Source organism: Mesorhizobium sp. CO1-1-11, assembly GCF_020164995.1.
Lineage (GTDB): Bacteria > Pseudomonadota > Alphaproteobacteria > Rhizobiales > Rhizobiaceae > Mesorhizobium > Mesorhizobium australicum.
Map to the genome: position 1 here is coordinate 103,507 of NZ_JAIUHE010000011.1, position 16,842 is coordinate 120,348.

At 64.1% G+C, this 16,842-nt stretch carries 16 protein-coding genes; 6 read left to right on the plus strand and 10 right to left on the minus strand.

The annotated features are described in order from the left end of the window. Nucleotides 1–125: 125 nt before the first annotated feature. Genes LB554_RS14810 through LB554_RS14830 form a run of 5 tightly spaced genes read right to left on the minus strand, consistent with a single transcriptional unit; the run spans nucleotide 126 to nucleotide 4,919 of the window. Nucleotides 126–1,205, minus strand: a complete 1,080-nt coding sequence (locus LB554_RS14810; protein ID WP_224585241.1) for an imelysin family protein — start codon at nucleotides 1,203–1,205, stop codon at nucleotides 126–128. After that, nucleotides 1,205–2,806: a di-heme oxidoredictase family protein gene (locus LB554_RS14815; RefSeq protein ID WP_224585244.1), complete on the minus strand. Its 1,602-nt coding sequence runs from the start codon at nucleotides 2,804–2,806 to the stop codon at nucleotides 1,205–1,207. Before LB554_RS14815 ends, LB554_RS14810 begins: the two co-directional genes overlap by 1 nt. Nucleotides 2,807–2,818: 12 nt before the next feature. Beyond that, on the minus strand, nucleotides 2,819–3,304 hold the full coding sequence (bfr, locus tag LB554_RS14820) for a bacterioferritin (RefSeq protein WP_015314026.1): 486 nt from the start codon (nucleotides 3,302–3,304) through the stop codon (nucleotides 2,819–2,821). Next, nucleotides 3,270–3,581, minus strand: a complete 312-nt coding sequence (locus LB554_RS14825) for a (2Fe-2S)-binding protein (RefSeq protein ID WP_140614790.1) — start codon at nucleotides 3,579–3,581, stop codon at nucleotides 3,270–3,272. Before LB554_RS14825 ends, bfr begins: the two co-directional genes overlap by 35 nt. A 48-nt stretch (nucleotides 3,582–3,629) precedes the next feature. Next, nucleotides 3,630–4,919, minus strand: coding sequence for an imelysin family protein (locus LB554_RS14830; RefSeq protein WP_015314028.1), 1,290 nt, complete (start codon nucleotides 4,917–4,919; stop codon nucleotides 3,630–3,632). A 432-nt stretch (nucleotides 4,920–5,351) separates the two neighbouring features. On the opposite strand from LB554_RS14830, the gene LB554_RS14835 reads away from it, so the two are divergent. The 3 genes from LB554_RS14835 (at nucleotide 5,352) to LB554_RS14845 (ending at nucleotide 7,253) form a co-directional block, all read left to right on the plus strand. After that, a complete protein-coding gene (locus LB554_RS14835; RefSeq protein WP_140722979.1) occupies nucleotides 5,352–6,605 on the plus strand; it encodes an NAD(P)/FAD-dependent oxidoreductase in 1,254 nt (417 codons plus the stop codon). Nucleotides 6,606–6,684: 79 nt separating this feature from the next. Further along, nucleotides 6,685–6,942, plus strand: a complete 258-nt coding sequence (locus tag LB554_RS14840; RefSeq protein WP_140787113.1) for a type II toxin-antitoxin system ParD family antitoxin — start codon at nucleotides 6,685–6,687, stop codon at nucleotides 6,940–6,942. Next, nucleotides 6,942–7,253, plus strand: a complete 312-nt coding sequence (locus LB554_RS14845; protein WP_140722985.1) for a type II toxin-antitoxin system RelE/ParE family toxin — start codon at nucleotides 6,942–6,944, stop codon at nucleotides 7,251–7,253. The genes LB554_RS14840 and LB554_RS14845 overlap by 1 nt, the downstream gene beginning before the upstream one ends. Nucleotides 7,254–7,276: 23 nt before the next feature. Here the strand turns inward: LB554_RS14845 and LB554_RS14850 are convergent, their stop codons facing one another. Continuing rightward, nucleotides 7,277–8,554, minus strand: coding sequence for a 4-aminobutyrate--2-oxoglutarate transaminase (locus tag LB554_RS14850; RefSeq protein WP_224585375.1), 1,278 nt, complete (start codon nucleotides 8,552–8,554; stop codon nucleotides 7,277–7,279). A gap of 59 nt (nucleotides 8,555–8,613) precedes the next feature. Then, nucleotides 8,614–8,937: a hypothetical protein gene (locus LB554_RS14855; protein WP_224585246.1), complete on the minus strand. Its 324-nt coding sequence runs from the start codon at nucleotides 8,935–8,937 to the stop codon at nucleotides 8,614–8,616. Here LB554_RS14855 and LB554_RS14860 point away from each other — a divergent pair. The 3 genes from LB554_RS14860 to LB554_RS14870 are packed head-to-tail and all read left to right on the plus strand — an operon-like array spanning nucleotide 8,840 to nucleotide 14,072. After that, nucleotides 8,840–9,919, plus strand: coding sequence for an efflux RND transporter periplasmic adaptor subunit (locus LB554_RS14860; protein ID WP_411962628.1), 1,080 nt, complete (start codon nucleotides 8,840–8,842; stop codon nucleotides 9,917–9,919). The genes LB554_RS14855 and LB554_RS14860 overlap by 98 nt on opposite strands. Then, entirely contained in the window at nucleotides 9,916–10,986 is a 1,071-nt protein-coding gene (locus tag LB554_RS14865; protein WP_015314034.1) for an efflux RND transporter periplasmic adaptor subunit, read from the plus strand. The genes LB554_RS14860 and LB554_RS14865 overlap by 4 nt, the downstream gene beginning before the upstream one ends. Then, on the plus strand, nucleotides 10,983–14,072 hold the full coding sequence (locus LB554_RS14870; protein ID WP_224585250.1) for an efflux RND transporter permease subunit: 3,090 nt from the start codon (nucleotides 10,983–10,985) through the stop codon (nucleotides 14,070–14,072). The genes LB554_RS14865 and LB554_RS14870 overlap by 4 nt, the downstream gene beginning before the upstream one ends. Nucleotides 14,073–14,112: 40 nt before the next feature. Here the strand turns inward: LB554_RS14870 and LB554_RS14875 are convergent, their stop codons facing one another. From LB554_RS14875 to nikC, 3 genes are read right to left on the minus strand one after another with little or no spacing between them, the layout of a single operon-like run. Further along, the gene (locus tag LB554_RS14875; RefSeq protein ID WP_140787105.1) at nucleotides 14,113–14,874 is read right to left on the minus strand and encodes an ABC transporter ATP-binding protein; all 762 of its coding nucleotides are present in this window, start codon (nucleotides 14,872–14,874) and stop codon (nucleotides 14,113–14,115) included. Continuing rightward, nucleotides 14,871–15,734, minus strand: coding sequence for an ABC transporter ATP-binding protein (locus tag LB554_RS14880; protein ID WP_224585252.1), 864 nt, complete (start codon nucleotides 15,732–15,734; stop codon nucleotides 14,871–14,873). The genes LB554_RS14875 and LB554_RS14880 overlap by 4 nt, the downstream gene beginning before the upstream one ends. Further along, entirely contained in the window at nucleotides 15,731–16,657 is a 927-nt protein-coding gene (nikC, locus tag LB554_RS14885) for a nickel transporter permease (protein ID WP_224585254.1), read from the minus strand. The genes LB554_RS14880 and nikC overlap by 4 nt, the downstream gene beginning before the upstream one ends. Between the last annotated feature and the right edge of the window lie 185 nt (nucleotides 16,658–16,842).

The window sequence follows — 16,842 nt, forward strand, 5'->3', positions numbered from 1 at the left end:
TCTGAACCGTTGCAAGGCCTTGCGGTCACGGCATGGATCCTGGGATCTACGCCGCGTCGCTTCGCTCCTTGCTTCGCCCCAGGATGACGAAGCTATGGGCGTTTCGGCCAATCTCAAGGTCACGCTCAGTCTCCATCCAGCGACGAGAAGCCGGCGGTCAGGCCGAATTCGGCGGTCAGCCTGGTGCCGATCAGGGTCGACAGGCTGGAGGTGATCAGGGCGAGATGCTCGAGTTTTTCGCGCAGCGCCGGATCGGCGAGCGCCTTGTCGATCGGACCCTGGACGGCCTTGGCGGTCGCAACGCCGTTGAGCAGCTGGATGTGGATCGACTCTGCCATCCAGCGCGCATCCGGCGGCAGCGCGTTGCCGAGCTTCGACACCTGGAACAGCGCATCGATGCCGGCCAGATTTCCGGCCAGCGCGTTGGCGGTGTTTTGCGAACGCCAGTAGATCGCCTGTTTTGGCTTGTCGGCCTCGGGCTTGGCGCCCAGAAAACCCTTCAGGCGCACGTCACGGACCATTTCCAGTTCGTTGATGAAGACGCCGACCAGTTCGGTGACCGCCTCGTTGCCATCGCGATAGAGCGGGTTTTGCGGCCCCGGATTGGCCCACAGTGCCGCGAATCCGTCTGGTTTGTCCCAGGCCGCGCTGACGTCCGCGGCGATGGTTTCGATGTTGCCGGCGACAGCCGCCCCGTAAGCGCAGCGATAGGGTTCAGCCTTGCCCGCCAAGGCGTCGGCGCCGTCGCCGTAAAGCACGAATTCCAGCGCCCCGAGCCCCTGCATGGCAACGCTCTTGCCCGCAAGCTGGACAGGATCGGTGGCGGCGGGATCCTTGTCAGACAACGCCGCCTGCACCTGTTTCAGGCCGATGCTCTTGCGATCCGGCCAGAACAGCATGCGCTCCAGCCTGTTGTTCTCCTTGATCGGCCCGAAACCGATGATCTCGGCCGATGACCAGGCGTAGACGGTAGCCGAGAACGCGGCTCGCGCCGCTTCAAGGTCCGCTTGCGAGGGTGCCTCGCAAAGCTTGTGCATGGCTTTGGCGAGGGCTTTCGCATGCTGGTGCAGGTCCTCATATGCCGGGCGGACAAAGCCGTCGATCGCGCGCTGGATCACATCAGAGGCTTTCACCGCGGCCGATGCGGGCAAGGCGCCCAGCAGAACCAGCGGAAGAACGAGAACCAGCGCGAAACGCTTCGCCATCAGAGTGACTCCAGAAATTTGACCAATGCATCGCGCTCGGTGGCGCTGGTGGCGGCAAAGCGGTCGCGCGCCTTCTGCGCCTCGCCGCCATGCCACAAGATGGCCTCGACCAAAGTGCGCGCACGGCCATCGTGCAGATAGAAGGAATTGCCGTTGACCATTTCAGTGAGGCCGATGCCCCATAGCGGCGGCGTGCGCCACTCATTGCCAGTCGCATCGCCCACAGCCTGGCCGTCGGCAAGATCCGGCCCCATGTCGTGCAGCAGGAAATCGGAATAAGGCCAGATCAACTGGAACGCCTGCGGCTTGTCAGGTGCATCGCGACGGGTAACGAATTTCGGCGTGTGACAGGCAACGCAGCCGATTTCATAAAAGACCTTCTTGCCGGCGAGCACCTCAGGCGAGGCGAGGTCGCGTCGCGCCGGCACCGCCAGGTTGCGCGAATAGAAGGTGACGAGATCCATCACCGGCGCCGGCGCCTCGACCGGGCCGAGGCGCGCCTGCACGCCGTTGGGCATGGCGAGGCACTTTTCCTGCGCGGCGGTGCAATCGCCCCAGTGTTTCGGCGCCTCCGGCGTCGAGATGCCGATATCGCCGGCAAAGGCATCGGCGGCCTGCTGGCGGATCGACGCGGTCTGCGCCTTCCAGCCGAAACGGCCAAGCGTCAGCTCGCCGCTCAGGCCATCACGCACGATGTTGGGCTTGCCGGAAATACCATCGCCATCCCTGTCGTCAGGGTCGGCACGGGCCAGAATGTCGGCCGGCGCGATCTGTTCGATGAGGCCGAGGCCGATCATCGGCGGCGTCAGGCGCGGCGACAGCGTGGTGCGCGGATCGAGCGGCCCGTAGCCGAGATCATCGATCGTATAGGCGGGTTTGCGCAGTAAAACCGCGGTGCCGTCCGGCAGTTCCACCTTCCGTTCCCGATAGTCGACACGCATCCTGCCCTCACCCCTGAGACCAGGCACGGCCAGTTGCTGCAATTGCGTGCCATAGACCGGGTCTGGAAGGTTGAGCAGCCTATAGTCGGCGAGCGCCGCCTTTTCTTCCGCGCTGCTGGCATCGCGCGCCAGCCGCAGGAACATCGAGGTGGTGCCAACATCGGCTTGCGGCGGCCGTCCGCGTCCATCCTTCAGATGGCAGTTCTGGCAGGCGCGTTCGTTGAACAAGGGTCCGAGCCCATCCGATGCCTGCGTCGAGGACGGCGACGAGACCCAGTTCTTGCGGAAAAGCGCATTGCCGAGCTTGAAGGTGCCTTCTTCCTCGAAGCTGATGTTGGCCGAAGATTGCGAGAAGGAATCACGGCTGATGTCTTTCCGCGAGGTGCCGGCGCCACCTTGCATCAGTTCGAAAGGCTCGGGCTTGGAAAAATCCGTGGTCGGCCTGGTAATGGCTGTGACGCGCACCTGATCCTTGGCATTAAGGTCGGTGCGCGTGGTGGCGAGACCGGCGGGTAGAAGGTCGCCGGCGATGGCAGAAGTGGTCAGCGCCAGCATCAGAATAATGCCGTGCCGACCAGCCGATATGGCTGGCATTTTCCGGAGGCGCGGCGGGCCCTTGGCCCGCCGCAAGCGGCGCAGGACGTCTAAGAGGCGCCGCATTCCCGCATATCCTTAGTCCGCCTCGTCCGCCGGTGCGGCGTTGAGCTGGCCGTACTTTTCCTCACCGATCGAGGCCAGCAGGTCGAGCTGCGTCTCGAGGAAGTCGATATGGCTTTCCTCGTCGGCGAGCAGTTCCTCGAACAGTTTCATCGTCACGTAGTCGCCCGCTTCCTCGCAGATTTCGCGCGAGCGCTTATACGCAGTGCGCGCGTCATATTCACCGGCCAGGTCGGATTCGAGCACTTCCTTGACGTTCTGGCCGATGCGCAGCGGCGCCACGGACTGCAGGTTGGGATGGCCTTCAAGGAAGATGATGCGGGCGACGAGCTTGTCGGCGTGGTGCATCTCCTCGATCGATTCCGCCCGCTCCTTCTTGGCCAGCTTGGCGTATCCCCAATCCTCGAGCAGGCGGAAATGCACCCAATACTGGTTGACGGCGCCGAGCTCCAGAAAGAGAGCCTCGTTAAGCCGCTCGATGATCTGTGGTTCGCCTTTCATGGGTCCTGCTCCCGTATTGGACGCGCAGGCCTCTGACGCGATCCAGATGTGAAACGATGTCCACGCCGCTTGCCTGCGAGCGGGCGTGGTAGTTCTCGGTGACCCGAATGATCGTTTCGACCACATTTGGGAAGCAGCCGCAACAGCGACCCCGTTTGTGCATGGCGTGATAGACCTTTGCCGGCACGATGAGCTGCCAGGGATCCTGATCCAGCAGGCCGATGATCGTCTGCTCGATCTCCTTCTCGGTGATGATGTTGCAATGGCAGATCAGCATTTCGTCGCTCTGGCTGACGGCGCTCCGATGCGCCGTTTGGCTGGGGGCTTACTTGAACACCTTGTCGGGCGCGTCGAGACTGTCGGAGCCTTCGAAGGCGATGTTGTTCAGCTTCAAGGCGCCGACGGCGCGTTCGATCGACTTGGTCTGGTCGATCAATGCGTCGATTGCCGCCTGCACGGTGGCATTGCCCGCCGTATTGCCCTCGGCGATCTGCTGGTCGTAGGCCTCGCCGGCCAATGCCCGTGCCTTGATGGCTTCCATCTTGGCGACCGAAACATCGAGCTTGTCGGACAGTTCCTTGTCGATTGCCGGATCCGCTGCCTTGACCATGTCGTGCACCGAGGGACCCGAAACGACGGTACCATCCAGCCGTGTGTAGCTGGCGTGATAGGCGGCGCGAATGCCGACTGCATCATAGAGATGAGAATTGTAGGTGTTGTCGGAGAAGCAGTCATGCTCCTCTTCGGGATCGTGCAGCAGCAGGCCGAGCTTCATGCGCTCGCCGGCCAGTTCGCCGTAGGAGAGCGAGCCCATGCCGGTGAAGATGATCGAGATCGCGGTGTTCGGCTCGCCATCGACGAGGTTCTTGCGCGCGGCGCCGTCTTCCTTCCAGTCATTGACCATCTTCTGCAGGTCGGAGACCAGAAGGTCAGTTGCCGATTTCAGGTACTGTGCGCGGCGGTCGCAATTGCCGCCGGTGCAGTTCTTGAGGTCGTAATCCGTATAGGGACGCTCGCCGGCGCCTGGACCGGTGCCATGCAGATCCTGGCCCCAGAGCAGGAACTCGATGGCGTGATAGCCGGTAGCGACGTTGGCCTCGATACCGCCGGCTTGCTGCAAGGTGCCGGAGAGGAATTCCGGCGAAAGCGTCGCGGCGTCGATCTTCTTGCCGTTGATCTCGATCTCCTTGTTGGCGATCACATTGGCGGTGTAGAGCGAATTCGCGTCCGATTCCGTGCCGTAGCTCTTGGCGACATAGTCGATCAGGCCTTCGTCCAGCGGCCAGGAATTCACCTCGCCCTCCCAGTCGTCGACGACCTTGTTGCCGAAGCGATAGACCTCGGTCTGCTGGTAGGGGACGCGGGCCGCCTTCCAGGCGTCGCGGGCGGCATTGAGCGTCTCCGCCGACGGGTTGGCCAGCAGCGCGTCGACCGCCTTGTCCAGCGTCCGCGCCGTGGTTAGCGAATCCTCGTACTTGGCAAGCGCGATGTCGGAATAGGTCTTGATCACCGCCTTCGCATCGGTTTGCGCCTTTGCAGGCAGCACGAACACCGCCGCCGTCAGCAGCGCCGTGGCGCCGATCGCCACAAGCCTGCTGCCATATCGTGCCGTCATTATCGCTCTCCAGTTTCTCGGGAATTCCGCAAACGGCGCGCGCGGCAACCGGCACCAGGCCGTGTGCATGCCACCGGCCGCAAGATATGCCGCGCTGCCGCGCGGCTCAGGGAAGAAAGACACCAAAATGCCTCCAATCGAACGGGTTCAAGGCCCAGACATCAAAGGGATGCGCCAATGCGCAAGCTTCCTTAAAACTTCGAGTTCGATGGAGTCAACGGAAATTGCTGAAAAACCTAATCGAAACAACAGTTTAGAATTATTCTAAACTACAACTGTCAACTTTACGCGTTCCCTTGCACCGACTTTGCGGCCGAACTGTACGATTGACAGTCGCCATCCCGGGTGCGACCCGCAGACATTCTCTTGCGGCGGTGCCAGGCAATTGCCGCTTGGCGAGACGTCCTAGGATCGAATTGGGATCGGAATGCGATGAAGAACGGCGTGGTCATTGTCGGTGCGGGTCATGCGGGCGTGCAGGCAGCCGCCAGTCTGCGCGAGGATGGCTATGATGGGCCGGTGATCCTGGTGGGCGACGAGAATGAACTGCCCTATCACAAGCCGCCGCTGTCGAAGACTTTTATCAAGGATGCCACGGCCAAACCGCAGCCCTTGCGCGGCGAAGCCTTCTACACCGGCAGCGCCATCGACTACCGGCCGGGCATCCGGATCGAGCGCATCGATGTCGGCCGCGGCAGTCTCGACATCGCCGGCGGTGGCGCACTTGTCTTCGACCATCTGATCCTGGCGACCGGATCGCGCCCGCGTGCCTTGCCATTACCCGGCGCGGAGCTGTTCGGCGTGGTGTCGCTGCGCTCGCTGGCCGATGCCCGGCTGATCCGGGACTTGAGCGCGCACAGCGAAGATGTCGTTATTCTCGGCGGCGGCTTCATCGGACTGGAAATCGCCGCGACGCTTCGGGCGGCGGGCCGCACCGTCACCGTTGTCGAGGCGGTCGACCGGCTGCTTGGCCGCGCCGTGGCGCCGGTGGTGGCTAGCCATGTCCGGCAAAGGCTGGAATCGACAGGCGTGCGCATCCTGACCGGCACCTCGATTGCAAGGCTCGAAGGCGAAGACGGCCATGTCACCGCAGCGATCACCACCTCAGGCGAAAGGCTGCCGGCGCGCATGGTCGTGGTGGGCATCGGTGCCGTGCCGAATGTCGAACTGGCGCAGGAAGCCGGCCTCACCATCGCCAACGGCATCCGCGTCGATCACCAGATGCGCAGCTCGGTACCGAACATCCTCGCCATCGGCGACGCCGCCTCGTACCGGCACTGGTTCACCGGCGGCGACGTGCGGCTGGAATCGGTGCAAAACGCCACCGACCAGGCGCGGCTCGCCGCGCGCACCATATCAGGCCACGCCGACGCTTATTCGGCGGTGCCATGGTTCTGGTCCGACATTGGCGACATGAAATTGCAGATGGTCGGGCTGACATCAGGCGGCGACAGCCATGTCGTGCTCGGTGACCTGCCCGACAACAAGTTCTCGATCTACCACTACGCGGGAGACCGGCTGCTCGGCATCGAATCCGTCAACCGCCCCGGCGACCACATGCTTGGCCGCAAGATGCTCGGTGCCGGCTTCTCGCCGACACCGCAGACGGTGGCCACGGGTCCCGAAGGGCTGAAGGCGGCATTGGCACAATTTCACCAGGACGAGCCTGCCCGGGTTACGGGCTAAAGCAGGCCGGGATCTTGCCAAAAAAATCAATGAGCTTATCATAAATTGATAATCGCGGATAAAATGGAAGGCCGTCCCCATGCCTGCGAGCTACAGCATCGGACCTCGCTACGAAACGTTCGTGCGCGAACTGGTTGAAAGCGGCCGCTATGCCAGCGCCAGCGAAGTTGTGCGTGATAGCCTGCGCCTCTTGGAGGAACGCGAGGAGCAGCGGCAAACGAAACTTGCGGCACTGCGTGAGGACATCCGCAAGGGTGTAGAAAGCGGACCGGGCATTCAGGCCAACAGCGTTTTTGACCGGCTGGAGAAAAAATACAGCGGTGGAACCCACAAGTAATGGCCCTCAGTTTTGCGCCTGCCGCGGTGCAGGACATCGAGGAGATCGGCGATTACATCCATGCTGAAAATCCGCCCGCCGCTCACCGTTTTATAGCGGCGCTTCGCGGACGATGTGGCCGCATAGAGAATGCGCCACGCGGAGGCGCACCTCGTTCCGAGCTTTGGCCTGGTCTGCGGTCCGTCGCGTTCCAAAAATGTATAATTTTCTACACCGCCCAGGGCAACGACGTGCGCGTCGAGCGCATTTTGCACGGCGCGCGCGATATTGAGGGCATCTTCGAGGAAGAAAAGATGCCCAAAGACATGTGAATCGGAACGCTCGTCCTTGTCGATCAGGCTGCGCAGACTTCGCGGATCGAGCTTTCCAGAATGTCGAGCGCTTCGTTCATGACTTCGTCCTGGATGGTGATCGGCGCCAGGAAGCGGATGACGTTGCCATAGACGCCGCAGGTCAACAGGATCAGACCCTTGTCGAGCGCCTTCAGGCGGATCGCGTTGGCGATCTCGGCCGACGGCAGGCCCTTCTTGACGTCGTTGAACTCAACCGCGTTCATGAAGCCCAGACCCCTGATGTCGACGATCTCGGGCACGTCGTCACGGATCGACTGCAGACGCTGCTTCAGCCGCGCACCCAGCGTGTTGGCGCGGTCGCAGAGCTTTTCGTCCTCGATGACATCCAGGACGGCGTGTGCCGCGGCGACGCCGATCGGGCTGCCGCCATAGGTGCCGCCGAGCCCGCCGGGGTTGGGTGCATCCATGATCTCGGCGCGGCCGGTGACCGCCGACAGCGGGAAGCCGCCGGCCAGGCTCTTGGCCATGGTGGTGATGTCGGCCGCCACCTCGTGATGGTCCATGGCGAACATCCTGCCGGTGCGGGCAAAGCCGGTCTGCACTTCGTCGGCGATGAGCAGCATGCCGTGCTGATCGCAGAGCTTGCGCAGCGCCGTCAGGAGTTCACGCGGCGCGTCGTAGAAGCCACCCTCGCCCTGAACCGGCTCGATGATGATCGCGGCGACGCGGGCCGGATCGACATCCGCCTTGAACAGCTTGTCAAGTGCCGCCAGCGAATCGGCGACCGAGACGCCATGCAGTTGCACGGGGAACGGCACGTGGTAGACGTCGCCCGGCATGGCGCCGAAGCCAACCTTGTAGGGCACGACCTTGCCGGTCAGCGCCATGCCCATGAAGGTGCGGCCGTGGAAGCCGCCGCCGAAGGCGATGACGGCCTGGCGGCCGGTGGCGTTGCGAGCGATCTTGATGGCATTCTCCACCGCCTCGGCGCCGGTGGTGACGAAGATCGTCTTCTTCTCGAACTTGCCGGGCAGCATGGCGTTCAGCCGTTCGGCCAGCCGCACATAGCTCTCGTAAGGCACGACCTGGTGGCAGGTGTGGGTGAAGCGGTCGAGTTGCGCCTTGACCGCCTCGATCACCTTGGGATGGCGATGGCCGGTGTTGACGACGGCGATGCCCGAGGAGAAGTCGATATAGCGGCGGCCCTCGACATCCCAGATCTCCGAATTCTCGGCCCGGTCGGCGTAGATTTGCGTGGTCATGCCGACGCCGCGCGAGATCGACTGGTTCTTGCGTTCGGAAATGGCGGAGTTCTTCATCATATCCCTCACCGGGCCGGCGCCCGTTCTGTTTGATGCCGTTGAGTTCCCTTCTGGCCTTATTTCAGGTTTTCCTCAAGCCGGCACCATCGCAGGGTCGATTGGGCCTGACTTAACCAGTCCGGCGATACGTCTACGAGACCGGTTTCCTTTTTTCCGGGATCGACTATCCTCCTGACTATCCGCGAGGGACCGCGATCAGCGACCGGCGCGCGGCCGAGGGGAGCCATGAGCAGGAACGTGACATCGTCCGTCTCGCCGCCATCCGCCAAAACTCCTAGCCTTTTGTCTTTTCCAGCCGCTTCAATTCTCGCCTGCACGGCCCTGGCGCTGCTCGCCGGTTGCCAAAAGCAGGCGGCGGCGGAAAAGAAGCTGCCGGTCATGGTACGCACCGAAACGGTGGCGATGGCCGACTATGCGCCGAGAACCTCCCTGACCGGGGTGATCGCGGCGCGCACGCTGAACAATCTTTCGTTCCGGGTTGGCGGACGCGTCGCCGAGCGGCTTGTCGATGTCGGCCAGCATGTTGATCAGGGGACAGTGCTTGCCCGCATCGATCCGCAGGAGCAGGAATCCGATCTGCGATCGGCGCAGGCCGATCTCGATGCCGCGCAGGCGCAACTGACCCAGGCCGCGGCCACTTTCGAGCGGCAAAAGACGCTGCTTGCCCAGGGTTTCACCACCAGGCGCGATTATGACGCGGCCGACCAGGCACTGAAGGTGGCGCAAGGCAGCGTCGATGCCGCGCAGAGCGCGCTCGCGAACGCCCGGCAGAACCTGTCTTTCACCGAACTCAAGGCCGGTGCCGCCGGCGTGATCACCGCCCGCCAGGTCGAAGCCGGCCAGGTGGTGCAGGCGGCGCAGACCGTCTTCACCGTTGCCGAGGACGGCGACCGCGACGCCGTGTTCAACGTGCAGGAGACGCTGGTCGCCAGGACGCCGGCCTCGCCGGCGGTGACGATCACGCTGTTAGCCGATCCGCAGGTCAGAGCAACGGGCAAGGTGCGCGAGATCTCACCGGCGGTCGACCCGGCTTCGGGCTCGATAAGGGTCAAGGTAGCCATTCCCGAGACCCCCGCCGGCATGCCGCTGGGGGCGGCCGTCATCGGCTCGGTCGGCGCCAAGCCGGCGAAGGCGATCCTGTTGCCCTGGCAGGCCCTGACATCCAGCGCCGGCAAGCTGGCGGTCTGGATCGTCGATCCCGCGACCAAGGCAGTCGCGACGACGCCGGTCGAGGTGCTGGCGTTCGATTCGGGTACCGTCGTCATTGCCAAGGGACTGAGCGAGGGCCAGAGCGTCGTTACGTCAGGCGGGCAATTGCTCAACCCCGGCCAGACAGTCGAAATATCGGGAGCGGCGCAATGAAGCGGCTCCTGCTTGGCCTTGCCGCGCTTGGCACGCTCGCAGCCTGTTCGAAATCGGAGGAAAAACCGCCGGAGATCGTCCGGCCGGTGCTGTCGGTCGTGGTCGAGCCGCGCACCACCCAGATCTTCGGTTTCGCCGGCTCGGTCGAACCGCAGGTCAGTGCCGATCTTGCCTTCCGACTGCTCGGTCGCGTCGTCTCGCGCGACGTCAAGGTCGGCGACATCGTCAGCAAGGGCACGACGATCGCGGCACTCGACCCGACCGCGCTGGAGCTGGCCGTCCAGGCGGCCAGGGCCGAACTCTCCAATGCGCAGGCGCAGTTCGCCAATGCCGCCGCCAGCGAGGAGCGCCAGCGCCAGTTGCTCACCTCGGCCAATACGTCGCAGTCCGTCTTCGATGCCGCGCAGCAGGCACGCAAGGCCGCGGAAGCCAGCGTCGAGCGGGCCAAGGCTTCGCTGGCCAAGTCCCAGGAGCAGCTCGGCTACGCCAGGCTGTTCTCGGATTTTGACGGCGTCGTCACCGCCGTCGGAGCGGAGGTCGGCCAAACCGTCTCGCCGGGCCAGACGGTCGTCACCGTGGCACGCTCGGACCCGCGTGAAGCGGTCGTCGATATTCCCGACCAGTTGACCGGCGATCTCTCGGCCGGCACGCCCTTCCAGGTCATCTTGCAGTCGCTGCCGACAATCCAGACAGAGGCCAAGCTGCGCGAGATCGCGCCCCAGTCCGAGGGCTCGACCCGCACCCGGCGCGTCAAGCTGACGCTCAACAATCCGCCGCAAGCCTTCAGGCTCGGTTCGACGGTAACCGCGACCCGGATGACCAAGGTCGTACCAACGATCGAACTGCCCATCTCGGCGCTGCTCGAAAAAAACGGTTCTGAAAAAGTGTGGATCGTCGATCCAAAGACATCGAGCGTGAGCGCGCGCGATATCAAGGTCGCGTGGAAGTCTGGAGGCACCTTCACCGTGGCGGACGGGCTCGAGGCCGGCATGCGCGTCGTCACCGCCGGCGTTCACAGCCTCGTCGACGGCCAGAAGGTCAAAGTGCCCGAGGGAGGAGCCTCATGAAGGGCTTCAACCTCTCCGACTGGGCGCTCAACCACCGCTCGCTGGTCTGGTATTTCATGCTGGTCTTCGTGGTGGCCGGCGTATTTTCCTATCTCAATCTCGGCCGCGAGGAAGACCCCAACTTCACCATCAAGACCATGATTATCCAGGCCAACTGGCCGGGTGCCTCGGTCAAGGAGACGGTGCAGCAGGTGACCGATCGCATTGAGAAAAAGCTCGAGGAGCTCGACAGCCTCGACTTCACCAGATCCGTCACCACCGCCGGCCAGACCGTCATCTTCGTCAACCTGAAGGACACCACCAAGGCGCGCGACGTCGTGCCGAACTGGCTTCAGGTGCGCAACATGGTCAACGACATCAAGGCGCAGTTTCCGCAAGGCGTGCAGGGACCGTTCTTCAACGACCGCTTCGGCGATGTCTACGGCAACATCTATGCCTTCACGTCAGACGGGCTGACGCCACGCCAGTTGCGCGACTATGTGGAGGATGTCAGGACCAAGATCCTGACCGTGCCCAATGCCGGCAAGCTCGATCTGGTCGGCGCGCAGGACGAGGCCATCTATCTCGAATTCTCGACGCGCCAGATAGCGGCGCTTGGCCTCAACCAGCAGCAAATCGTCGCCAGCCTGCAGGCCCAGAATGCGATCACCCCGTCCGGCGTCATTCAGTCCGGGCCGGAGCGCATCAGCGTGCGCGTCGGCGGCCAGTTCACCTCCGAGGAGAGCCTGCGCGCGATCAACCTGCGCGTCAACGATCGGTTCTTCCGGCTTAGCGACGTGGCGACTATCACGCGCGGTTATGCCGACCCGCCGACGGCCTTGTTCCGCTTCAACGGCCAGAACGCGATCGGGCTTGCCATCGGCATGAAGCCCAACGCCAATCTGCTCAAATTCGGCGAGGCGCTGCATGAGGAGATGAACAAGGTGCTGGCCGACCTGCCGGTCGGCGTCGGCGTGCATCTGGTAGCCGACCAGCCCGTCATCGTCGAGGAGGCGGTCTCAGGGTTCACGCGTGCGCTGTTCGAGGCGGTGGCGATCGTGCTTGCCGTCTCGTTCATCAGCCTTGGCATGCGCGCCGGCTTCGTGGTGGCGCTGTCGATCCCGCTGGTGCTGGCCATCACCTTCACGGTCATGGAGTATCTGGGGATATCGCTGCAGCGCATTTCGCTCGGCGCTCTGATCATCGCGCTCGGGCTGCTGGTCGACGACGCGATGATCGCGGTCGAAATGATGGTGGCGCGGCTGGAGGTCGGCGACAGCCTGCGCAAGGCGGCGACCTATGTCTACACCTCGACCGCCTTCCCGATGCTGACCGGCACGCTGGTGACGGTCGCGGGCTTCATCCCGATCGGGCTCAACTCGAGTGCTGCCGGCGAATACACCTTCACCTTATTCGTCGTCATCGCGGTGTCGCTGCTGGTGTCATGGATCGTGGCGGTGCTGTTCGCGCCGCTGCTCGGCGTGACCATCCTGCCGGCGACGATGAAGACCAAGCATCATGACCAGCCAGGACGCTTCACGTCGCTGTTCCGGCGCGTCCTTGTCGGCTCGGTGCGCCATCACTGGCTGACGATCATCGTGACCGTGCTTCTGTTCGCCGCCTCGATCGCCGGCTTCGGCCTGGTGCAGCAGCAGTTCTTCCCACCTTCCGACCGGCCGGAGCTGATCGTCGATTGGAACCTGCCACAGAACTCCTCGATTACCGAGACGCGCGACCAGATGGAGCGCTTCGAACAGCGGGCGCTGGTTGGCAATCCCGACATCGATCATTTTTCGTCCTATATCGGGCAGGGCGCCGTGCGCTTCGTGCTGGCCTATGACGTGCAGCCGGCCAATCCCTATTTCGGCCAGACGGTGATCGTCACCAAGAGCATCGAGGCGCGCAACCGGGTGAAGCCGGCGCTGGAGAAGCTGCTGCGCGCGGAGTTTGTCGGCACCGACGCTTTCGTCAAGCCGCTTGAACTCGGACCGCCGGTCGGGCGGCCTGTGCAGTACCGCGTCGGCGGCCCCGACATCCAGACGGTGCGAGAACTGGCGCAGCAATTCGCCGGCGTGATCTCGGTCAATCCGAAACTCGCGGCGCCGACTTTCGACTGGAACGAACCGCAGCGTGTGCTGAGGGTCGACGTGCTGCAGGACAAGGCGCGCCAACTCGGCATCACCTCGTCCGACATCGCCAGCACACTGAACAGCACGGTGGGCGGCGCGACGATCACGCAGGTGCGTGACGCGACGTACCTGATCAACGTCGTGGCTCGCTCGCGCGAGGCCGAACGCGGCTCGATCGAGACGCTGCAAAACATCCAATTACCGACCGGAAATGGCGAGGCGATCCCACTCGCCGCAGTGGCCAATTTTCGCTACGATCTGGAGCAGCCCACCGTGTGGCGACGCGACCGCATCCCGACCATCACCGTGCGCGCCGGCTTGGTCGGCGACGTGCTGCCGGCGACCGTCGTCAACGAGTTGAAACCGTCGGTCGACGCCTTTATCGCCAAGCTGCCGGCCGGCTATTCGGTCGAGACCGCCGGCTCCGTCGAGGAAAGCGCCAAGAGCCAGGGGCCGATCGCGGCCGTGGTGCCGCTGATGCTGTTCGTCATGGCGACCATCCTGATGGTGCAGTTGCAGAGCTTCCAGCGCCTGTTCCTGGTGGTGGCGGTGGCGCCACTCGGGCTGATCGGCGTGGTCGCGGCCCTGGTGCCGAGCGGAGCGCCGCTCGGCTTCGTCGCCATTCTCGGCGTCTTGGCGCTGATCGGCATCCTGATCCGCAACTCGGTCATCCTGATCGTGCAGATCGAGGACCTTGTCGCCGAGGGCAGGGATCGCTGGGCCGCGGTCATCGAGGCAACGGAGCACCGCATGCGGCCGATCGCGCTGACGGCGGCCGCGGCCAGCCTGGCGCTGATCCCGATCGCGCGCGAAGTGTTCTGGGGGCCGATGGCGTATGCGATGATGGGCGGCATCATAGCGGGTACCGCGATCACGCTCTTGTTCCTGCCGGCGCTTTATGTGACGTGGTTCAGGATCAAGGAGCCGAAGCGGGAACAGGGCGGCGAAGTAGACCTCGCCGCTGTTGCGGAAACTTAAGGCGAGGTCGAGCTCCCTGGCGTGACGCGGAGAACTATCGTCAGATCTGCTTCGGAGCCGTCCTCACAAACCCGTCACTGGCCCGCAACAGGTTGCGCGTATAATCCTTCGTCACACGGCGCTCGACGAGATCGTTGGCCACCAGATTCTCCACCGCCTCGCCGCCCTGCATCACCATCAGCCGCTCGCACATATGGGTGATGATTGCGAGGTCGTGGCTGACCATCAGGAAGGTCAGCTTGCGCCGCCGGCGGACTTCCTCCAGCAGGTTGAGGACTTCCGCCTGCACCGAGGCGTCGAGGGCCGAGGTCGGCTCGTCGAGCAGCAGGATCGAGGGCTCGAGGATAAGCGCGCGCGCGATCGCCACGCGCTGGCGCTGACCGCCGGAAAGCTGGTGCGCGTAACGGAAACGAAAGCCGTTGCCGAGGCCGACCTCGTCGAGCGCGCGTTCGATCCGCTTTTCGCCATCGGCAAAACCATGGATGGCGAGCGGCTCCTGCAGCAGGCGGTCGACGGTCTGGCGCGGGTGCAGCGAGCCGTAAGGATCCTGAAAGACCATCTGCACTTCGCGGTAAAAGGCCTTGTCGCGGCGCGCGCCGAGCGTCTTGCCATTGACTGTGATGCTGCCCGAGGCGACCGGCGCGAGGCCGGCTATGGCCCGCAGCAATGTCGATTTGCCCGAGCCGGATTCGCCGACCAGGCCGAAGGATTCGCCCTGCTGCACGTCGAGGCTGACGCCCTTCAGCGCGCGGAAGCGGTCGAAGATCACCTCCAGCCTGTCGACGGCAATCGCAGAAGTCATGCCGCCCACTCCGGCTTGCGGTCGAGCACCGGCAGTGGGTGACGGTCGGCGCCGATTTTTGGCATGCAGTTGAGCAGCCCCCGCGTGTAGGGATGCTGGGCCTGACTCAATTCCGACGCCTTGAGCTGCTCGACGACCTTGCCGGCATACATGACGATGACGCGGTCGCAGAAGGACGAGACCAAGCGCAGATCGTGCGAGATGAAGATCAGGCCCATGCCGCGCTCCGCGACCAGCCTGTCGAGGATGCCGAGCACGTCGAGTTGCACCGTGACGTCGAGCGCCGAGGTCGGCTCGTCGGCGATCATCATTTCCGGTCCGGCGATCAGCATCATGGCGATCATGGCGCGCTGGCCCATGCCGCCCGACACTTCGTGCGGATGCAGGTCGAAGACGCGTTTGGGATCGCGGATCTGCACCGCCTCGAGCATGGCCAGCGCGCGCTCGCGCGCCTCGGCCTTGCCGACCTTTTCGTGGGTGCGCAGCGTCTCGACGATCTGGCGGCCGATGCTCATCACCGGATCGAGCGAATATTTCGGGTCCTGCAGGATCATGGCGATGCGGTTGCCCCGCAGCGCCCGGCGTTGACGCGGCGAGATGCCGAGCAGGTCGATGCCGTCGAAAGTCAATTTATTGGCCGATATCCGGGCCTGCGGCGGTGTCAGGCCCATGATGGCGCGGCCCGTCTGCGACTTGCCGGAACCGGACTCGCCGACGATGCCGAGGCGTTCGCGGCCAAGCGAAAAGGAAACGCCGCGCACCGCCTCGATCATGCCGGTGCGGGTCGGAAAGGTGACGCGCAGATCCTCGACGTCGAGAAGCGTGCTCTTGGATGGCTGCTGATCAGGGGGGCCACTCATTGGTCACCGCTGCGGGGATCGAGTGCGTCGCGCAGGCCGTCGCCAAGCAGGTTGAAGCCAAGGCTGACGATGAGGATGGCGAAGCCCGGCGCACCAGCCACCCACCATTGGTCGAGGATGAAGCGGCGACCCGAAGCGATCATGGTGCCCCATTCCGGCAGCGGCGGCTGCGCGCCAAGGCCGAGGAAGCCGAGGCCCGCGGCCGTCAGGATGATGCCCGCCATGTCGAGCGTCACGCGGACGATCAGCGAGGAGATGCACAGCGGCATGATGTGGCGCAGCACGATACGGAAAGGCGAGGCGCCCATCAATTGCACGGCCTTGATGTAGTCCGAGTTGCGCACGGTGAGCGTCTCGGCGCGGGCGATGCGCGCATAGGGCGGCCAGGAGGTGATGGCGATCGCCAGCACGGCGTTCTCGATGCCGGGGCCAAGGGCGGCGACGAAGGCCAGCGCCAGCACCAGCTTGGGGAAGGCAAGGAAGATGTCGATGATGCGCATCAGTATGGCATCGGTCCAGCCGCCGGCATAGCCGGCGACGGTGCCGACCAGGAGACCGATGGGGGCGGCGATGATGGCGACCAGGACGACGACATAAAGCGTCCAGCGGGAGCCGTAGAGGATGCGCGAATAGATGTCGCGGCCAAGGTCGTCGGTGCCGAACCAGTGCTGCGCACTCGGCGCCAGCAGCCGCGCGTTCTTCAGGTCACCGAACGTCGGCGAATACGGCGCCAGCATACCGGCAAGGACGGCGACGAGCAGCAGCGCGATGATGATCAGCAGGCCGACAAAGGCCAGCCGGTTGGCGGAAAAGCGCCGCCACGCCACATAGGCGCGGCCGAGCCTTGCCTGCAAGCGCGATGCCGGCCGCTCCGACAGCAACCATTCGCGACGGGAGAAGGTGCGGGCGTCGGAGGCGGTCATGACGATGCCTCTTTAAGCTGTCGACCCCCACTCCGGTCTGCTTCGCAGACCACCTCTCCCCCGTTCGACGGAGGAGAGGAAAGGCGCCAAGCCTGCGACCGGGTTTTCCTCTCCCCCGGGCAGGGGGAGAGGTGGCCCGAAGGGCCGGAGTGGGGGTGATTAGCGGCAGCCAAGCCCGAAAGTGC